Origin of the sequence: Bradyrhizobium sp. 1200_D9_N1_1, from assembly GCF_052075915.1 — a bacterium.
GTDB lineage: Bacteria > Pseudomonadota > Alphaproteobacteria > Rhizobiales > Xanthobacteraceae > Bradyrhizobium > Bradyrhizobium diazoefficiens.
Window position 1 is genome coordinate 3,328,459 of the sequence record NZ_CP197226.1, and the last position, 17,228, is coordinate 3,345,686.

The 17,228-nt window shown below is 59.0% G+C and carries 15 protein-coding genes and 1 pseudogene; 9 read left to right on the top strand and 7 right to left on the bottom strand.

From position 1 onward, the window contains the following. The first annotated feature begins 24 nt into the window (after window positions 1-24). Entirely contained in the window at window positions 25-849 is an 825-nt protein-coding gene (locus AB5K84_RS15960; protein ID WP_110116705.1) for a class I SAM-dependent methyltransferase, read from the top strand. A gap of 28 nt (window positions 850-877) precedes the next feature. Here the strand turns inward: AB5K84_RS15960 and AB5K84_RS15965 are convergent, their stop codons facing one another. From AB5K84_RS15965 to AB5K84_RS15975, 3 genes are all read right to left on the bottom strand, one after another. Then, the gene (locus AB5K84_RS15965) at window positions 878-1,897 is read right to left on the bottom strand and encodes an NAD-dependent epimerase (RefSeq protein WP_110117341.1); all 1,020 of its coding nucleotides are present in this window, start codon (window positions 1,895-1,897) and stop codon (window positions 878-880) included. Window positions 1,898-2,132: 235 nt separating this feature from the next. Further along, a complete protein-coding gene (locus AB5K84_RS15970) occupies window positions 2,133-3,770 on the bottom strand; it encodes a hypothetical protein (protein WP_162603662.1) in 1,638 nt (545 codons plus the stop codon). A gap of 34 nt (window positions 3,771-3,804) precedes the next feature. Next, window positions 3,805-5,094 carry a nucleotide sugar dehydrogenase gene (locus AB5K84_RS15975; RefSeq protein ID WP_171463791.1) on the bottom strand — a complete coding sequence of 430 codons (1,290 nt, stop codon included), beginning with the start codon at window positions 5,092-5,094 and terminating at the stop codon, window positions 3,805-3,807. 706 nt (window positions 5,095-5,800) lie between these two features. Between AB5K84_RS15975 and AB5K84_RS15980 the strand changes: the two genes are divergently transcribed. The 3 genes from AB5K84_RS15980 (at window position 5,801) to AB5K84_RS15990 (ending at window position 9,231) form a co-directional block, all read left to right on the top strand. Continuing rightward, window positions 5,801-6,016: a hypothetical protein gene (locus AB5K84_RS15980; RefSeq protein WP_162603661.1), complete on the top strand. Its 216-nt coding sequence runs from the start codon at window positions 5,801-5,803 to the stop codon at window positions 6,014-6,016. A 1,222-nt stretch (window positions 6,017-7,238) separates the two neighbouring features. Next, complete coding sequence (gene gmd, locus AB5K84_RS15985) at window positions 7,239-8,309, top strand: GDP-mannose 4,6-dehydratase (protein ID WP_110116702.1); 1,071 nt, start codon at window positions 7,239-7,241, stop codon at window positions 8,307-8,309. Beyond that, on the top strand, window positions 8,290-9,231 hold the full coding sequence (locus tag AB5K84_RS15990; RefSeq protein ID WP_110116701.1) for a GDP-L-fucose synthase family protein: 942 nt from the start codon (window positions 8,290-8,292) through the stop codon (window positions 9,229-9,231). Before gmd ends, AB5K84_RS15990 begins: the two co-directional genes overlap by 20 nt. A gap of 216 nt (window positions 9,232-9,447) precedes the next feature. On the opposite strand, the gene AB5K84_RS15995 is transcribed toward AB5K84_RS15990, so the two are convergent. Both AB5K84_RS15995 and AB5K84_RS16000 read right to left on the bottom strand, forming a co-directional pair. Further along, window positions 9,448-10,056 carry a hypothetical protein gene (locus AB5K84_RS15995; protein WP_110116700.1) on the bottom strand — a complete coding sequence of 203 codons (609 nt, stop codon included), beginning with the start codon at window positions 10,054-10,056 and terminating at the stop codon, window positions 9,448-9,450. Continuing rightward, complete coding sequence (locus tag AB5K84_RS16000) at window positions 10,053-10,577, bottom strand: DUF968 domain-containing protein (protein ID WP_441232541.1); 525 nt, start codon at window positions 10,575-10,577, stop codon at window positions 10,053-10,055. Before AB5K84_RS16000 ends, AB5K84_RS15995 begins: the two co-directional genes overlap by 4 nt. A 278-nt stretch (window positions 10,578-10,855) precedes the next feature. Here AB5K84_RS16000 and tnpA point away from each other — a divergent pair, with 278 nt between their 5' ends. The 4 genes and pseudogenes from tnpA (at window position 10,856) to AB5K84_RS16020 (ending at window position 13,323) form a co-directional block, all read left to right on the top strand. Next, window positions 10,856-11,290 carry an IS66-like element accessory protein TnpA gene (gene tnpA, locus AB5K84_RS16005; protein WP_097668529.1) on the top strand — a complete coding sequence of 145 codons (435 nt, stop codon included), beginning with the start codon at window positions 10,856-10,858 and terminating at the stop codon, window positions 11,288-11,290. Then, window positions 11,227-12,025: pseudogene (tnpB, locus tag AB5K84_RS16010) on the top strand (IS66 family insertion sequence element accessory protein TnpB); the annotation flags it as partial. The gene tnpA and the pseudogene tnpB, both read left to right, overlap by 64 nt. A 283-nt stretch (window positions 12,026-12,308) precedes the next feature. Further along, window positions 12,309-12,869 carry a D-glycero-alpha-D-manno-heptose-1,7-bisphosphate 7-phosphatase gene (locus AB5K84_RS16015; RefSeq protein ID WP_110116699.1) on the top strand — a complete coding sequence of 187 codons (561 nt, stop codon included), beginning with the start codon at window positions 12,309-12,311 and terminating at the stop codon, window positions 12,867-12,869. Window positions 12,870-12,930: 61 nt separating this feature from the next. After that, window positions 12,931-13,323, top strand: a complete 393-nt coding sequence (locus AB5K84_RS16020; RefSeq protein ID WP_162603659.1) for a hypothetical protein — start codon at window positions 12,931-12,933, stop codon at window positions 13,321-13,323. 780 nt (window positions 13,324-14,103) lie between these two features. Here the strand turns inward: AB5K84_RS16020 and AB5K84_RS16025 are convergent. Beyond that, window positions 14,104-14,310 (bottom strand): hypothetical protein, encoded by a 207-nt coding sequence (locus AB5K84_RS16025; protein WP_110116696.1) that lies wholly within the window; start codon window positions 14,308-14,310, stop codon window positions 14,104-14,106. A 443-nt stretch (window positions 14,311-14,753) separates the two neighbouring features. Next, a complete protein-coding gene (locus AB5K84_RS16030; protein WP_110116694.1) occupies window positions 14,754-15,977 on the bottom strand; it encodes a phenylacetate--CoA ligase family protein in 1,224 nt (407 codons plus the stop codon). An 86-nt stretch (window positions 15,978-16,063) separates the two neighbouring features. On the opposite strand from AB5K84_RS16030, the gene AB5K84_RS16035 reads away from it, so the two are divergent. After that, window positions 16,064-17,215 carry an AGE family epimerase/isomerase gene (locus AB5K84_RS16035; protein ID WP_162603658.1) on the top strand — a complete coding sequence of 384 codons (1,152 nt, stop codon included), beginning with the start codon at window positions 16,064-16,066 and terminating at the stop codon, window positions 17,213-17,215. The last annotated feature ends 13 nt before the right edge of the window (window positions 17,216-17,228 follow it).

The following is a 17,228-nucleotide window of genomic DNA, read 5'->3' on the forward strand; positions in this document are numbered from 1 at the left end:
CGCGCCGGAAGCGGGAAACGGGCAATGACATCCTCGCATTCAGCAACATCCAAGTCGGACGTCGGTCAGCGGACGATTGCCGATTTCGGCGATCAATGGACCCGTTACACGGACAATTCCGGCTACTATGGCTCGCTCGGACTCTTTGCCGATATCTGCGAGCCGCTACTGAGCCTCGACAATGTGCGCGGACGCACTGTTGCGGATATCGGATCCGGTACTGGCCGAATAGTAAATATGCTGCTGGATGCGGGCGCCGCGCACGTGACCGCACTTGAGCCCTCGGAATCCTTCTCTGTTGTCGCTGCCAACACCGCGGATCGCGCCAGCCGGGTCGAGGTGATACGCTGCGATGGGACGGCCATTCCGCAGGATCGTGATTTCGACCTCGTGGTATCGATCGGCGTGCTGCATCACGTCGAAGATCCCGCACCGATCGTCAAGGCGGCGAGATGCGCGCTAAGACCGGGAGGCGTGATTTTCATTTGGCTCTACGGTCGGGAAGGCAATGGCATATACCTGGCGCTGTTTGAGCCCTTGCGAGCCGTCACCAAGCGAATGCCGCATCGCCTGCTAGCCATTCTGTGCCACGTCTTGGACTTCATTGCGATGTCGTACACCGCGGCTTCGCGAATCCTGCCGCTTCCGATGCGCCAATATTTGCAAAAGGTCTATCGCCGGCTGCCCCCAGATAAGCGACGCCTGGTGATCTATGACCAGCTCAATCCAGCATACGCCAAGTATTATAACGAAGACGAGGCGCGGAGCCTGTTGGAGAATAACGGCTTCACGAACGTTCGTACCCATCACCGGCACGGCTACAGCTGGAGTGTGACCGGGGTACGATGAAAACTCCTGGCGGCCCCTCGCAACGTGGTTAGGCGGACTGGTCGGGCTTGTAGTAGCTTAAATACCAATCGACGAACTTCCCGACTCCCTCTTCAATCGAGGTCTTCGGTTGAAACTCAACGGCTTCAACGAGACTATCAACGTCGGCATATGTGCTGGCTACGTCGCCCGGCTGCATCGGAAGAAATCGTTTAATGGCCTTCCTGCCGATTTTCGCCTCGATACACTCGATAAATGAAGTCAGCTTAATCGGATTTCTGTTCCCAATATTGTAAATTCGGTAGGGCGCCGATGAAGTTGCCGGATCGGGCGCCTCGTAATTTCGGACCGCGCTGGGCGTTGCAATCTTGTCTGCAACCCGAACGACGCCTTCGACAATATCATCAATATAGGTGAAGTCTCGCTCATGCTGCCCGTTGTTGAATACGTCGATGGGGGTTCCGGAAATAATACTGCGCGTAAAGAGAAACAGAGCCATATCTGGCCGACCCCAAGGACCGTACACGGTGAAGAATCGCAATCCACTTACAGGCAGGTTGTATAAATGGGCATACGAGTGCGCCATTAGCTCATTGGATTTTTTGGTCGCCGCGTAGAGGCTGAGAGGATGATCAACGTTATGACTGACAGAAAACGGCATCTTGGTATTTGCGCCGTATACCGACGAAGACGACGCAAAGACGAGATGCTTGACGCCGTTGTGGCGACAGCCCTCCAATATGTTCAAGAAGCCTATGATATTTGAGTTGATGTAAGCATGTGGCGCTTCCAGCGAATAGCGTACGCCAGCCTGGGCCGCCAAATGGATGACCTTCTCCGGCTTGAACTTTGAAAACAAGCCCGAAACGGCGGCGCAATCTTCGATATTCGCTTCTACAAAGTGAAAATTCCGAAAGGCAGAAAGCCGGCTTAGTCTGGCTCTTTTCAAATTCACATCATAATAATCGCAAATATTATCGATCGTAACGACGTCGTGACCTGCCTCCAACAGACGGTGGGCGGTGTGATATCCAATGAAACCAGCTGCGCCGGTTATCAGCGTCGGCATCTTTGACTTCACGAACTCAGGGTTCGTGCCCTCGATATGGTCTTGGCTTCCAAAGCCGGCCCCGAGCATAACTTTGCTTTGGGGCGCCCTGAACGTTCATCCAGAGCCAGTTAGAGTCCTTCAGTGTTGTACGCCAAATGGCGCGGGTGGAGCAACGGACGATCGGCGGCCTGTACACGGTGTTCGAGTCATGCCCGAAGGCTCCAGCGAGCGAGCGCCTTCAGTCGGAATTGGACTATTTCCGCAATTCCACCCCCTTCCTCGCGAATGAAAGGTTCCTCTTAACGATCGCGGAGATCTGAAGAAGAACCGGGCTTGGAGGCAGAGGCAAAAGGGCAACGCAAGTTGCTATGGAAAAAAGAAACGTCCCGAGCAAAGCGTAACTATAGCGGACGTCCGCGAACAACGAGCTTCCCGTGATGTAGATATTGATCAGGGGTATCCCGAGAAATATCGAGCCAAGCAGAACGTCCTTTCTCAGGAGAACCGCCGATGCCGCTAATGAAAGAAGAAATAAGAGGTCAAGCGGAATATAGGCGACCAACCCCATGATAAAATGAAGGTAAGTCGGCTGGCTTCTGAAGTATGGTTTCATCGATGCAGCAAATAGCCGATGAAGTTCGGACTTGCCATCCTTCTCAAAGAATTCGGCGATTTGACTGTCGAAGGCGCCAACGTTTGGCCGAACCCAGGACAGGTAAAGATAGTGATTACGTTCATGCGCAAAGAGCTTCCTGCCATTGAAGCCGCGGAAAATCTCATAGTCGGCTGGAAGAGCTAAAAGATAAAAATTGAAACCGCTCGAAGAAAGACCGTAGCCGATCGAGTTCAGTCGAGGTCGATAGCCGTCGGCAATCAGCGCCCGGCCCATGTCCTCGATTCTGCCGATGCCTTCTGTGTTGGAGGCGCCGGCATCAATCCAGAAGCGCATGACGGTCGTAACGTCGCCAAACGAAGCTCCCTGCTTGAGCAGCCTTTCCGCACTGATCGAGGGGGGCAACTGGTAGCTTCTAAATGTCTCGGTCAATTCCGGGCTCGGATTGGGATTTGCATACAGCCCCGCCCACAACTTGCTCGGACCCAGTCGGGGCCAAATGAACTCGCCTCCATCAAGTGCTCTGATGGACGGGAAAAGCAAAATGCCGAAGATGAAAACCAAGCTGAATGCCGCAAGATACCCGGAGAGCAGCCGGCCTTGCCGAATAAGCGTCGCGCAAGCGATGCCAAGACAGAATACTGCTACCGTGCTTCTCAATTGAGTTGCGAAGAAGATGCAAATGCAAAAGAGAACCGAAGCTCGAGCGCTCATGTTTCGGCTATTGATTGCAGCGACCGATGTTCCCAAGGATATCAGCAAAAACGACGAAGATAGCGACTCCGTCAAAAGCGCATTATGCATCGATTGATAGAATGGAATGAGACAAAGCGCCACCGCCGCAACCGCAAACCATCTTGACGGCCAAGCAGAGTAAAAGCATCGGGTGCAATAGACGAGTGCAGAAGCGGCAATTGCATGTTGTCCGACCGCAAGGCAAGGCCAGATCAGCTTGATAGGCAACAACGTCAAGGCGTTCCAAAGCAACGGCAAGCCCAATGGGACGTAATTGTGCCACCAAAGGGGCTCCCCCGTGATGATGCCGACGCCACGCTGTGAGGTTAAGAGCGCATCAGATATATTGATGTAGCTTGACGCATCCGCCCATATGACCGCACCCTGCAACCAGAAGAAGAAGAGGTGCAGAAGCACTATCAAAAAAATGAAAGATCGCTTCTCCGGGCTCAAACAATTCAGGCTCTGCTCTCCCGGAGAGAAAGAAACAGGCACGCAGTTTTTTCCAAGTCGCCCCAACTGCATTAGACGTCCAATATCCATCTCAGACTGCACAGACAGTCAACCAGTTCATCCGTCAAAGGCGGGAGAGATGGACTCCGCTAGGCACATCACTCCGCGGCAACATGCCCTTTAAATCGAAAACAATGCCTTGATCGGCCAGCTTGAGCAAGCCGGAGACGCGACGCCATCCATACTCACTGAAGATCTTGTGCGGGACAGCAATGATCACCGCATCGGCCGGGGCAAGATCATCAAACTCAAAAAGACTCAAGCCGTATTCCTTCATTGCCTCGAGCCGATCTACAACGGGGTCATGCACCTGAACGTTGATCCCGTATTTTTCAAGCTCTTTCACCGTATCTCCAACGCGACTGTTTCGTATGTCAGGCACGTTCTCTTTGAATGCCAATCCCAAGATCGTCACTGTCAGCGGCTGCCCAAGTTTCTTCATCATCATCACACGAGCGCATTCGTCAGCTACGGACTTACTCATGGAATCGTTTACGCGGCGCCCTGCAAGTATGACTTCCGGGTGGTATCCGATCTGCTCTGCCATATGGGTCAAATAGTACGGATCGACGCCGATGCAGTGCCCGCCGACCAGGCCTGGCGAGAAGGGCAGGAAATTCCATTTTGTTTTTGCGGCCGCCAGCACGTCGCCCGTGTCGATACCAAGGCGTTTAAAGATCAGCGACAGTTCGTTGATCAACGCGATGTTCAAGTCGCGTTGTGTGTTCTCAATGACCTTTGCCGCTTCGGCGGTCATGATGTTTGGCGCTTCATGGATAGGTGCGTTAATGACCGCGCCATAGACCCGCGTCATCGTTTCCAGCGTCTTTTTATTCTGACCGGCAACTATCTTGGCGATGTTTTCGAAGCGATGCTCTTTATCGCCAGGATTTATCCGCTCAGGCGAGTAGCCAAGAAAGAAATCTCTACCTGCTACCAACCCGGATGCTTTCTCCAGATAGGGCGCACATTCATTCTCCGTGACACCAGGATACACAGTTGACTCGTAAACAACGATATCGCCCCGGGAAAGCACCGAGCCGACCAACTCCGAAGCGCTAAACAACATACTAAGATCAGGCCGCTTGGCGTGATCCAAGGGAGTTGGAACAGTCACGATGAAAAAGTTTATCGCCGCTAGACTCCGAACGTTGTTCGAATAGACCACATCGGCTTCTTTGAGATCGCCTGACTCAACTTCCCTGGTCCGGTCGTAACCTCTGACGAGCTCATCTATGCGTTGCGGGTTTATATCGAAGCCTACAGTTTGAAATCCCGCGCGTGCGAACGCAACAGCAATCGGTAGCCCGACGTAGCCGAGTCCAACGACGCCAATCCTAATTTCATCACGCACTTCTGTTTCCTTCTATAGCTGTCGTGCACCTTAGAAAGGTTGCCAACTCGACCGAGGTAGGACCGGGCAACGCAATTGCTTTTCCTTCGACTTACAGGAAACTCTTGGGGCTGCTCAACTCGGATTGCTAAGTCATTGTGGTTTCGGCTTGTGTGGCGCCTCCGTGGTTTATTGCCCGTAGTTTGGACATACGCAAGAGGAGGGCACCATGTCGGGGAGCGATGGCGCTTGAAATGCTTGAGCGATTGATGTCTTGCCAAACCTTATAGCGTTGGCAATGTTCACTCCTTCCGGCACGCCAGGGCTTTGCAGGGCCTCACAGGACGCGCGGGTCTTCCGGAACGCTTTTTCCGCAAACTCAGCGGCAAGCTCGACAACTGGTCGGAAACCGCATCCGCGATGTTTCGCACCGCGATCCCAGGATCAACAGACGAGCCGCGGCTCGACCTCGGACAGCCGGACAGCGGTCGGCGGCCGGAGCAACGTCATGGCCACAATGGCAGTAGACCAGGACGCCGCGCACGCCCATCTCGCGGATCAGGCCGAAGGTAATCTTCACGGGCTATCCGTCGGGGTTCCAACGCCGCCCTCTGGCACGGCATTCGATTTGAACATCAATCAGGCCTACCGAGACGCCCTCTAGGTACTAGGTGAGACCGTCCAAAAGCTGCCCCAATCAACACCGGTCTATCTAGTCGTTTCGCCTTTGGCCGACTACACTTCCGGTCCGGGTTCGGTGGACCAGCGCTCTGAGCGAGCACTAGAAATTGCCCTCGCGCTTGGGATCGGAAGTAACCGCATTCTCGGCACTCCGGCGACAATGTTTGCGGCATATTTCGCCAGCCTCACGCATCTCAACCGCTGGGGGCAGCAGGTTTATTCGGCCGAGTTGGTCAAACAGCTTGCTGAAGTCGTCAAATGAAATGCGGAAGCGGCTCATGAATACGGCTCAACGGAGTCTAGCTCGCGAAGTCGAAATGCCCGTTGATCAATTCGATGAAGAGCCGGCTCACGTTGCCGACTCCGACTGCCCGTTCGATTTCCAAGATAGGCAGACAACAACGCAGCCTTCTGCGGATGAGCAAGGGCTCTTGCTTCGCCGGCGGGCGGCTCCTTTGGGATGGCGAGCTCGGCACGCTTTTGAAGCTGAGTATCAGCTGGGTGAACTTCGTCGGATGCCGGGCCGGGAAGCTGGGTGGCCATAAGTGGAACGTTCACTGGGTCGGGCGGCTGGTCTGCTTCGGCTAGATTGGTGAGGACAGCTTCCTACATGCGCTTCTGTAGGCCGCGTCAACGGTACGGGCGTCGACCTCCAGAAGAATGTTCTTGAGCGGCAGGCCAACCCTGGCCCAGGCAAGTAACCGGTCACTGTCCTGCTGGGCGGCCAGCTCGCCCCGGAGCCGTTCCAGGAGCTCGACGGAGGCCGGTTCAGAAATGACCGTAGGCCTTCCGTTCGCTCCTGGCGCAGCTGTGGCCACCTCAGGCGCATCCATCGCCGCTCCGGCAAGATCCAATGTGAACAAGGCATACCGGCGGGCATAGGTCAGCCGAGCCCATCCGGTGCCGCGCCTCGACTGCCTTGGAGGCTCAGACCAGCAGGTCGGAGGAGATCAACTCTCCGGAGGCGGGGTAAGCAGGGTGGTAAGATGGTGTGACCGGTGCGCTGCTCGATCGGGGTGATCTAGATGGTGGCGAGACTCACTTGCTGCTTACAGCTAGTGCGGCCACGATCCTCTTGCCGTAACCAATCTTCTCTCGGCTGCGAACCAGTATCTAGTCCGGAATGGGGAGAGTTAGCGGAACCACAAATGCCATCAATTCAAGGTATATCGAAGTAGGTACAACGCGGCGGTTCACGCAACCTCTAGGCCGGGACGACGAACGAGGAACTGTGCATCCATAGCAGGTTGAGGAACTGAAGTCGTGTGGAGGCCGAGTGGGAAAGGCGGGCTGCGACCACCTGGCCAATGTCCCGTCGGTTGGCCATGTCACCGTTTCCGATCAGCTTGCAGTCGTTTGACAGGCGCCGGGACCAGGGGGTTGACGTGCGAATGGTGATCTGTCCAAGAAGACATGCGTGAACATGCTTCGCTGGCGCCTCGTCGCGCCTGTTTTATCTGAGATGCGCGGGAACAAGGTAGGCCATGACCAAACGAGTCGCTTTAATCACCGGCGTGACGGGTCAGGACGGGGCCTATCTCGCCGAGTATCTGCTGTCGTTAGGCTATACCGTGCACGGCATCAAGCGGCGCTCGTCGTCCTTCAACACCGCGCGCGTGGACCATCTCTACAAAGACCCGCATGTCGGATACGTGCCTTTCCTGATGCACTACGGTGACATGACGGATTCGACCAACCTGATTCGCTTGGTGCAGCAGATAAGGCCGACCGAGATCTACAATCTCGCCGCCCAGAGCCACGTCGCCGTCAGCTTCGAAAGCCCGGAATACACTGCTAACGCCGATGCCGTCGGCGTGCTGCGCCTGTTGGAGGCGATCCGCATCCTGGGCATGGAGAAAGAGACGCGGTTCTACCAGGCCTCGACTTCCGAGCTCTACGGCCTCGTGCAGGAGATCCCGCAGAAGGAGACCACGCCGTTCTATCCGCGCTCGCCCTATGGCGTCGCCAAGCTCTACGGCTACTGGATCACGGTGAACTACCGCGAAGCCTACGGCATGTTCGCTTCCAACGGAATCCTGTTCAACCACGAGAGCCCGATCCGCGGCGAGACCTTCGTCACCCGCAAGATCACCCGCGGCGTCTCGCGGATCGAGGTTGGGCTGGAGCAGACGCTCTATCTCGGCAATCTCGAGGCTAAGCGCGACTGGGGCCATGCCAGGGATTACGTTGAGGGCATGCACATGATCCTGCAGGCCGACAAGCCCGACGACTTCGTACTCGCCACCGGCGAGACGCGCTCGGTGCGCGAGATGGTGGAGCTGTCCTTCGCCCATGTCGGCCGCCGCATCGAATGGCGCGGGAAGGGCGTCGACGAGACCGGCGTCGATGCCATCAGCGGCAAGACGGTGGTGAAGATCGATCCAACCTATTTCCGCCCGACCGAGGTCGATCTGCTCGTCGGCGATGCCAGCAAGGCCCAGAAGGTGCTCGGCTGGAAGCCGAGGCGGACTTTTGCGCAGCTCGTCGACGAGATGATGACGGGCGATCTGGCCGAGGCGAAACAGGAAGCAGCTCATGGCAAGCATACCGTTTGAGCTGAAGGGCAAAAGCGTCTACGTCGCCGGCCATCGCGGCATGGTCGGCAGCGCGATCGTGCGCCGGCTGGCGCGGGAGGATGTGAATCTCGTCACCGTCGAGCGTCGCGAGCTCGATCTCTGCAACCAGGCGCAAGTATTCGACTGGTTCGCGAAAGTGCGGCCGCAAGTGATCTTCCTCGCCGCCGCCAAGGTCGGGGGGATCGTCGCCAACAACACGCTGCGCGCCGAGTTCATCTACGACAACATCGCGATGGCCACCAATGTGATCCATGCTGCGCATGTGAACCATGCCGAGAAGCTGATGTTCCTCGGCTCGTCCTGCATCTATCCCAAGCTGGCGTCGCAGCCGCTGCGGGAACACTCGGTGCTGACGGGCCCGCTGGAGCCGACCAACGAGCCCTATGCCATTTCCAAGATCGCTGGCATAAAGATGGCGGAAGCCTATCGCAGCCAGTATGGCAGCGACTTCATCAGCGTGATGCCGACCAACCTCTACGGGCCCGGCGACAATTATCATCCTGAATTGAGCCACGTCGTTGCCGCGCTCATCCGCCGCTTTCATGAGGCCAAGCTGTCGGGCGCAAAGACCGTCGAGGTTTGGGGCACCGGCACGCCGCGGCGCGAGTTCCTCTATGTCGACGACATGGCAGATGCCTGCGTGTACCTCATGAAGACCTATTCCGGCGCCGGGCTGGTCAATATCGGCACCGGAAAGGACATCGCCGTTGCTGAGTTCGCCCGGCTCGTCGCAGACGTCATTGACTACAAGGGTGAAATCGCTTTCGACACATCAAGGCCGGACGGCACGCCGCGCAAGCTACTTGACGTCAGTTGCCTCGAAGGGCTCGGCTGGCGTGCGAAGACCGCTCTCGCGGACGGTCTGAAACAGGCGTACGCGGCATATCTGTCGCTCGGCTGATAGAGCGGTTACTCTCGCTTAATCCATCGTAAGCTGTCCAAGGGAGCTGTGATCGTTTGAAGGTTGTTACTTCAAATACGATCCGATCAGATCCTGCAATACTCAAATTGCCTTGGCGATGTTTGCCTCGTCCCCGAAAGCAGAGCGGCGCTCGCGTTGGTCTGCATCGATCACTTCGCGGGAGGTCTATATTGGTGTCATCGCTTACGGCCTTCTTTACGCTCCGCCCTGCTGCAAAGCGGTTCGATGCGCACCGCGGATTGGGTGCCGTCTGGCTGGGTTCCGCGAAGCATTGAATTCTCTTATCAGTAGTAGGCGCCGAAGCCGCGCTCCGTTCAGGAGTGATTCAAATAGCGTCAGGATCTCGTGCGCCTGAACGTAAACCTCCATGCTGATAGCGTGCTGATCGAAGCCGTGCGATCTGAGACGGGCTTCGATATCGTGCGCGGCCGAAGCATCCATTTGCCAATCCAGGGCGTTATTGATGGTGTAGATTTCGGCTACATCCTGAAAGTCTGGAGCAATGCCAGCTAGATCGACGCGGCGAAGCGTCATCTCGACCGCCTTTTGGCGATAGGTGTTCAAGAGCCTATGCCGCAAAACCCGGTAGCGTTGCATCTCCCAAGAGAGTTCTGCGATGTCGATGGCGAGCAGCCACTCGATGGCGGATTGAGGATTGAGGTCGCGGAAGATCACGGTTTGAAGAGCCTGATAGTGATCGATCCTTTCTCCAGGAAGCAGTTGGGGCGGAGGACACAACGCTTCGAATTGAGGCGGCAAGACGCTCGCCTGTTGCGATTTACGGAGGTCGACAGGACCATTCATTGACCTTGCCCCTCCGATAGCGGACGCGAGGGCGGTGCAACAACCGTTTCCCCGTTTATCACATGGACAGGGCTGGCATCCCAAAGCTCCTTCGCGATAGGAAGGGGCGCAATTTGCAGGTTGGTCCACCAGGCCCTTTCGTTGCCGTGTCGGTGCAGAGATTGATGATGGGATCGGCAAAGCGGGACGGTGAACTCGTCGCTGACTTTGCGTCCCAATGTTCGTGGCTGGGCGAACTTAAGGTGATGCGCGTCGGCGGGGGTCTTCTGGCAGACGAGACACCCCTGGCTGCGGATGAAGGCCAGGTGATCCTTGCTCCGTCTTCGAGGCGGCTCTTTCGGAAAGGCGAGGCCGGCTTGCTCTCGCCGAGCGAGGGCAGCAGCCACATCGGTGTCGCTGGATGCCGTCGTAAGGCCTTCATCGGATGGAACGCGTGTGGAGGACGCAGGCTGCTGGTCCGCCGAATGGATGTCGGGCAGAGGGGCATCCTCGACCCTCCTTTGGTAGGCGGCCTCGAGCACCCGAGCGTCCGCCTCAGAGCAGTCCGTCGTGGTCCTCCTGTAGGGCCAGCTCGCTCAGGAGCCTGTCCAGGAGATCGGCGGAGCTTTCAGGTGGCAACACCGGGGCCAGTTTAGGACGCCGCCAGGCGGCCTTCTTTTCGGTCCTGCGGTCCGGGGTTCGATGGCTGCTAGAGGCCCCGTAACGTAAGCGCTGTTTCGGCCCCATCTTCCATTGAAGGCGTCGAGCGAGGAATGATCGATCTCTGATTGGAGATCGGCTTGTGTCTAAGCTTGACCATATGCTTGAGCCTAGGACCTCGGTTCGTCGGGTCGAGGTCATCACCGAGACCGGCCGACGCCGGCAGTTCTCGGCCGACGAGAAGGCTCGGTTCGTCGAGGAGACGCTGGCCCCGGGAGCCGTGGTATCGGAGGTCGCGCGGCGGCACGGATTGTCGCCGCAACAGCTGTTTACGTGGCGCCGGCAAATGCGACAGCCGGTTGCGATCCCTGTGGCTCCCGAGCCGCAGACGTTCGTGCCCGCTGTCGTTACCCCATCGTCCATGCCGCCGGAGTGCTCACCGCGGCAGCGCCGACGCCTCCGGAAGGCGCCCGAGGGCGCCGAGAACAGCGGCATCATCGAGCTCGAGATCAACGGCGTCGCGGTCCGGGTCGGCCGCGGCGCGGATGCCGTGACGGTTGCGGCCGTGATCCATGCGCTGAAGACCTGCACGTGATCGGACCGACGGGCGCGGTGCGGGTGATGGTGGCGACCAGGCCGGGTGCCGAAGGGCTCGCGGCCCTGGTGCGTGAGAGCATCCAGGCCGATCCGTTCTCCGGCGCCGTGTATGTGTTCCGCGCCAAGCGCGCCGACCGGGTGAAGCTGATCTATTGGGACGGCACGGGTGTGTGCTTGTTCGCCAAGCGGCTTGAGACCGGTTCGTTCTGCTGAAGCATTCGACAAAACTATTTGCCGACGAGACCACCGCCCCGGTGCTCGATCCCGGACGCGGCCGCACCAAGACCGGCCAGCTCTGGGCCTATGCCCGCGACGACCGGCCCTGGGGCGGCACGGACCCGCCCGCCGTCGCCTATGTCTACGCCCCCGATCGCAAGGCCGAACGGCCGATCGTCCACCTCGCGGGTTTTGCCGGCATCCTCCAGGTCGACGGCTATGCCGGCTATCGGGTCCTGGCCGAGCGCGGTGACGTTGAACTGGCGTTCTGCTGGTCCCATGTGCGCCGGCGCTTCTACGAACTCGCCGCGGCCGGTCCCGCACCGATCGCCAGCGAGGCGCTCGAACGTATCGCCGGGCTCTACGTCATCGAAGCCGAGATCCGCGGCCGCACCGCCGACGAGCGTCGCGCCGTCCGCCAATAGAAGAGCCGCCGATCGTCGACGAGTTCGAACTCTGGCTGCGCGCCAAGCTTGGTCTGATCAGCCAGAAGACCAAACTCGCGGAGGCCAGCCGACTCAGTAACGCTCCAATCGCACCGGAATGCCAGTCCTTTCAGCAGCAACATTGTTGCTCCCTTTAGGGGGAAGAATGGCTCTTGTTCTCACGCGTTTGGGGCGGGGGTGACGGGAGGCGGCCCAGCATCAAAGCGACAAAACGAAGCCAATTTACGCTTCAACAGCAAACAGCTGGATGCAAGGCGCGGGCGCAGAGGAGGATCTTGTCCGACCGCGACTTGTTGAAATGGGGCAGCGATTGTCGGAAGATCGGCAATATCCCTCCAGCGCGGGCTGAAGAGCTTGATGCGTCCGGCAGTGTTTTTTGATCGCGATGGCGTCCTCAACGAGGACGATGGCTATGCTTTTGATCCGGACAAGATCCGGTGGGTAGAAGGAGCGCAACAAGCCGTAAAGGCAGTCAATGACGCCGGTTATCTTGCCTTTGTCGTGACGAACCAATCAGGAATCGCGAGGGGGTTTTATGAGGAACGACACGTTCGCAATTTGCACGATTGGATGTCGCGTGAACTTGCTGTCGTGGGTGCGCATATCGATGCGTTTGAGTTCTGCCCACATCACCCCGATGGACTGATCGAGCGATACCGTGTCCTCTGCAACTGCCGCAAGCCGCAGCCGGGGATGATTAGAGCCCTGCTTGAACGGTACCCAGTGGATCTCGATGCTAGCTTCATGATCGGCGACAAGCAGAGCGACCTTGCTGCGGCGCAAGCGGCCGGAATGGCGGCCTATTTGTTTGGTGGAGCAAACCTCCATACGTTCATTGCCCAGTTGTTGGCGGATCGGTCTCATCCTCCGGATCAGTTACGGCGGCATCCCGGAGGCGCGGGAAAGCAGGACTGAGTCCGTGATAGTCGCGACCAACGGATCGCTAGATCGCTGAGTAGAGGATCGAGGAGGCAAGTTGGCGTCAAAGCGACAAATCGAAGCCAATCGAGCAAACGCAGCGAAGAGTACCGGTCCGCGAACAAACGCTGGGAAAACAGTATCGAGCCGCAACGCCTATCGGCATGGTTTGTCTCGCTGGGAGGAAGCCTCAGGTTCTGCTTGCGCAAGGTTCGCTGCGGCTTTTGCGGGGGAGTTCAATGGCGCGGGGATGGAGATCGTGCTTCAGGATCTGGCTCAGGCCAGGATTCGTCGGGATCGTTTGCGAAGCCTCAAGCTTGCTCTGATCTTGTCCGTGATTGAAGATGCTGAGCCAAAGCAATTGAGATTTCTGTCGAGCTTGGAGCGTTATGAGAAGGCTGCCCTATCCCGGCAGCGGCGAGGGTTGAAACGCGTGAAGCTCAACAACTGACGAGGACCACAAGCTGAGTGGCTCGTGGAACCGGGACCTCAAGCGGAGGGCTCAAACCGCGGTGCGTGTTGCGTCGATGGGACGGTTCAGGAGACGCTGATAGCGGGCCCGAGTTCAATGACAGGATAAAATTTCATCTCCCATCGCTTGCTGTGTCGCGATCGGCATTTGTGCGTCTAACCAATGGTGCGACAGAATTTGCGTACAGCGCCGCCGACAGGGGTCCTCTCTGGCCGGATGCGAACCTGAGGTAGGCACGTCGATACTTGGCGCCGGATTCTGCATGTGCATTCGGTCGTCTGAAAAACCGAAATGGAAGCTTGCATTGTCGGGCAAAACAGTAGTTTCTGGGATGCTCGTCCAGCCTCAGATGGAGCCGAGCCTATGGCCAAGGAATGCAAGGCTTTTTCTTCCGATCTGCCGGAAATAGCTAAGCTCAATGGAGAATTTCGAAGGAACTACGGGACGCTTCTCGGAGCATTCTTGTATCTGCGCTCTATTAGCGCCGTCCGTGGACGACCCTGGCTTTGGACTACCTTGCTTTCAGCTGCTTGCTCCGCAGCGCTGGCGTGGCTGGGTAGGCGGGGTGTATCGTTGTGAACTGCAGACGACAGATCGGAAGGCAATTGGCCGTATCGACGCGCATGACTTCTGCAGCGTTCCCGCCGTTCTTGAAAAATCGCAAAGGCTACTGGGCCTCACGAGGCCTGAACAATTTTTTCGCTGCGGCTAGTTCTCGCGCGCAACTTACGGAAGCATCGTATCGATGGCGCGGCCGGCCTAAACCATTCCGCCGAAGTCTATGCCTTCCTTGGCGAGCTCCTCGGCTTCCTCGGCGGACGCGGCCGGCTTCGTATCAAGGTAGGGACGTTCGGAAGCCGGTAAGATGGTGCGGATGTTCTGGCCATCGGCTCGCGTGATACGGGCAGTCCAGCGCCTATGGCCGTGCTCAACTCGCTGGATGTGGTACTGCTTGTACGTAATCATGACCCTTGAACGCAACTGACTTTGAAGCTGCCCCCTTTTACCCAGAAGGGATGCCGCCGCACAGTAGATCTTAAAATTTGGTTAAGACCCACCGATCCGGCTCCCCCCTTTGACCAAAGTTCCGGCAGTGCGCTGGACCTGAACGCAGGATACGCTCGGCAGGGCCTTCCGAAGGCTCACAAAGTCGCCACGGCTCTTGTTATCTTATAAATGAGTTCAGCCGCCGAGAGCGAGCAAGATCTGCCAAAGTTTGCCGAGCACCCAAATCGCAATGGCGAAACCGCCCAGCGCGACGACGAATGTTAGGGTCGAGTAGGCGCTTCTCACGCTCCTTGGGGGCCCCTGGTTGCCGGCTGGGAGGTCCGCCCGCTCTGTCGTACGCTCTACTTCGCCGTTGAGCCGATCCTGGACCATCTCTGGAGGCGTTTTCAAAGCAAGTCTCCTCACCGTTCGTCCGCGATCACCTTGCCGTCATTCGGCAGCACGCCGGGGCTGAGCAGTTCGACGGTGCCACCGAGCTTCGTCACGGCGCGCAAAGTACCGGCGATCTCTTCGCGGAGCGCGTCGCTCGCGGTCGACGTTTCCGCTCTCAACGTCATCGCGTCGGTCTCGCCCTGTCGTGTGACGACGAGGCGCAGTCTTCCGAGGGAGGAATGACGCTTGCCGATCTCAGCGATCTGCTCGGGACGGACGAACATGCCCTTGACCTTGGTGGACTGGTCGGCACGGCCCATCCAGCCCTTGATGCGCATATTGGTGCGTCCGCATTTGCTTGGCCCTGGCACAGCGGCGGTGAGGTCGCCGAGCGCAAGACGGATCCAGGGATGATGCGGGTCGAGCGACGTCACCACGATCTCGCCGACGTCGCCGGGCGCCACGGGATCGCCGGTGCCGGGCTTGACGATCTCCAGGATCAGGTCCTCGTTCACGACCATGCCCTCGCGCGCGCCGGTCTCGAACGCAATGAGGCCGAGATCGGCGGTGCCAAAGGCCTGGTAGGCGTCGATGCCGCGCGCCTTGATCTCGGCCTGGAGCGACGGCGGGAACGCGGCACCCGAAACCAATGCGCACTTGATCGAGGAGACGTCGCGGCCCGAGCTTGCTGCGGCATCGAGCAATATCTTGAGGAAGTCCGGCGTACCGCTATAGCCAACCGGGCGGTAGGCCTCGATCAGCTCGAATTGCTGCTCGGTATTGCCGGGGCCCGCCGGGATCACGGCGCAGCCGAGCGCTCGCGCGGACGCGTCGAAGATGAAGCCGCCGGGGGTGAGATGGTAGCTGAAGGTGTTGAGGACGATGTCATCGGGCCGGAATCCGGCCGCGAACAGCGCCCTTGCGCCGCGCCAGGGATCGGCCTGCCGTCCCTCCGGCTCGAAGATGGGGCCGGGCGAGGTGAAGAGGCGGGCAAATGAGCCGGGGGCCGCCGCCACGAAGCCACCGAAGGGCGTAGAGGCCTTGTGCAGAGCGGGCAGTTCCGATTTGCGCAACACCGGCAGGCCCGCCAGCGCGGTCCTGGAGGTCACGGAGGCGGGATCAAGACCGCTCAACCGCTCGGCGTAGGCCGGTGCGGCCATCGCGGCTCGCAGGATCTCCGGCAGGCGGGAGAACAGATCGGCCTCGCGGGCTGTCGGGTCACGCGTCTCGCGGGCGTCGTAATGGGCGGTCATGGCTGTTCTTTCCGTGTTGGCATCCGTTGCGCACCGCCACCGGCATGGGTATCAGACCGCCATTGGTGAGGCTTGGAGTGGACCCGATGGAGGACATGGGAAACATTGCGGCGGATGAAGCTGCGGACGTCGTCGCGCGCCTGAAGCGCCGCATGATCGACGAGGCGCTGCCGCTGTGGTCGACGGTCGGCTGGGATCAGGCCACGGGCAGCTTCATCGACCGGCTGCACCGCGACGGTACCGCCGATACAGCCGCGCCGCGGCGCGTGTTCGTGCAGGCCCGCCAGATCTATTGCTACGCCAAGGCGGCACAGATGGGCTGGTATCCTGAGGCGCGTGCCATCGCGCTGAAGGGACTGGAACATCTGCTGGTCAAAGCCAAAGCGCCCGACGGCCGGCCGGGCTTCGTGCACCGGCTGTCGCCGGAGGGGACCGTGCTGGACGGCCGGCGCGATGCCTACGACCACGCCTTCATCCTGTTTGCTCTCGCGACCGTCTACGCGCTCGACCAGGACGCGCAGGTTCGAGCCGAGATCGACGCGCTGCTCGCTTTCCTCGACGGCCATCTCCGTTCGCCGCATGGGGGCGTGCACGAGGGGCTGCCGGTCTCGCTGCCGCGACGGCAGAACCCGCACATGCACCTGTTCGAGGCGATGATCGCGTGCTTCGACGCGACCCACGATCTGTCGTTCCAGAATCGCGCCGGCGAGTTCTTCGCGCTGTTCCTCGCCAACCTCTACGACAAGCAGAAGCACGTGTTGTCGGAGTATTTCGAGGAGGACTGGTCGAAGATCGAGCCGGTCAGCGTCGAGCCTGGCCATCAGGCGGAGTGGGTCTGGCTGCTGAAGGGATTTGAGCGCATCACGGGCTGCCCGACCGGGCAGCGGCGTGCGGAACTGCTGGCGACCGCGCTGCGCTATCGCGACGAGGCGACGGGCTGCCTGATCGACGAGGGGGACGACAGCGGCAACATCCGCCGTCACTCGCGCCGGCTGTGGCCGCAGACAGAGATCGCAAAGGCGTGGATCGCGCAGGCCGAATCCGGCGAGACCGGCGCGGCCGACGAAGCGCGCGCGGCGCTGGCGCGGCTCGAACGGCATTATCTCAGCCATCCCGTGAGGGGCGGCTGGTACGACCAGTTCGATCGCGACGGCAAATCGCTGATCGACACCATTCCTGCGTCGTCGTTCTATCATGTTCTCTGCGCGGTCACGGAAGCGGAGCAGGTGTTGGGTTAGAGCCATCTTGCTT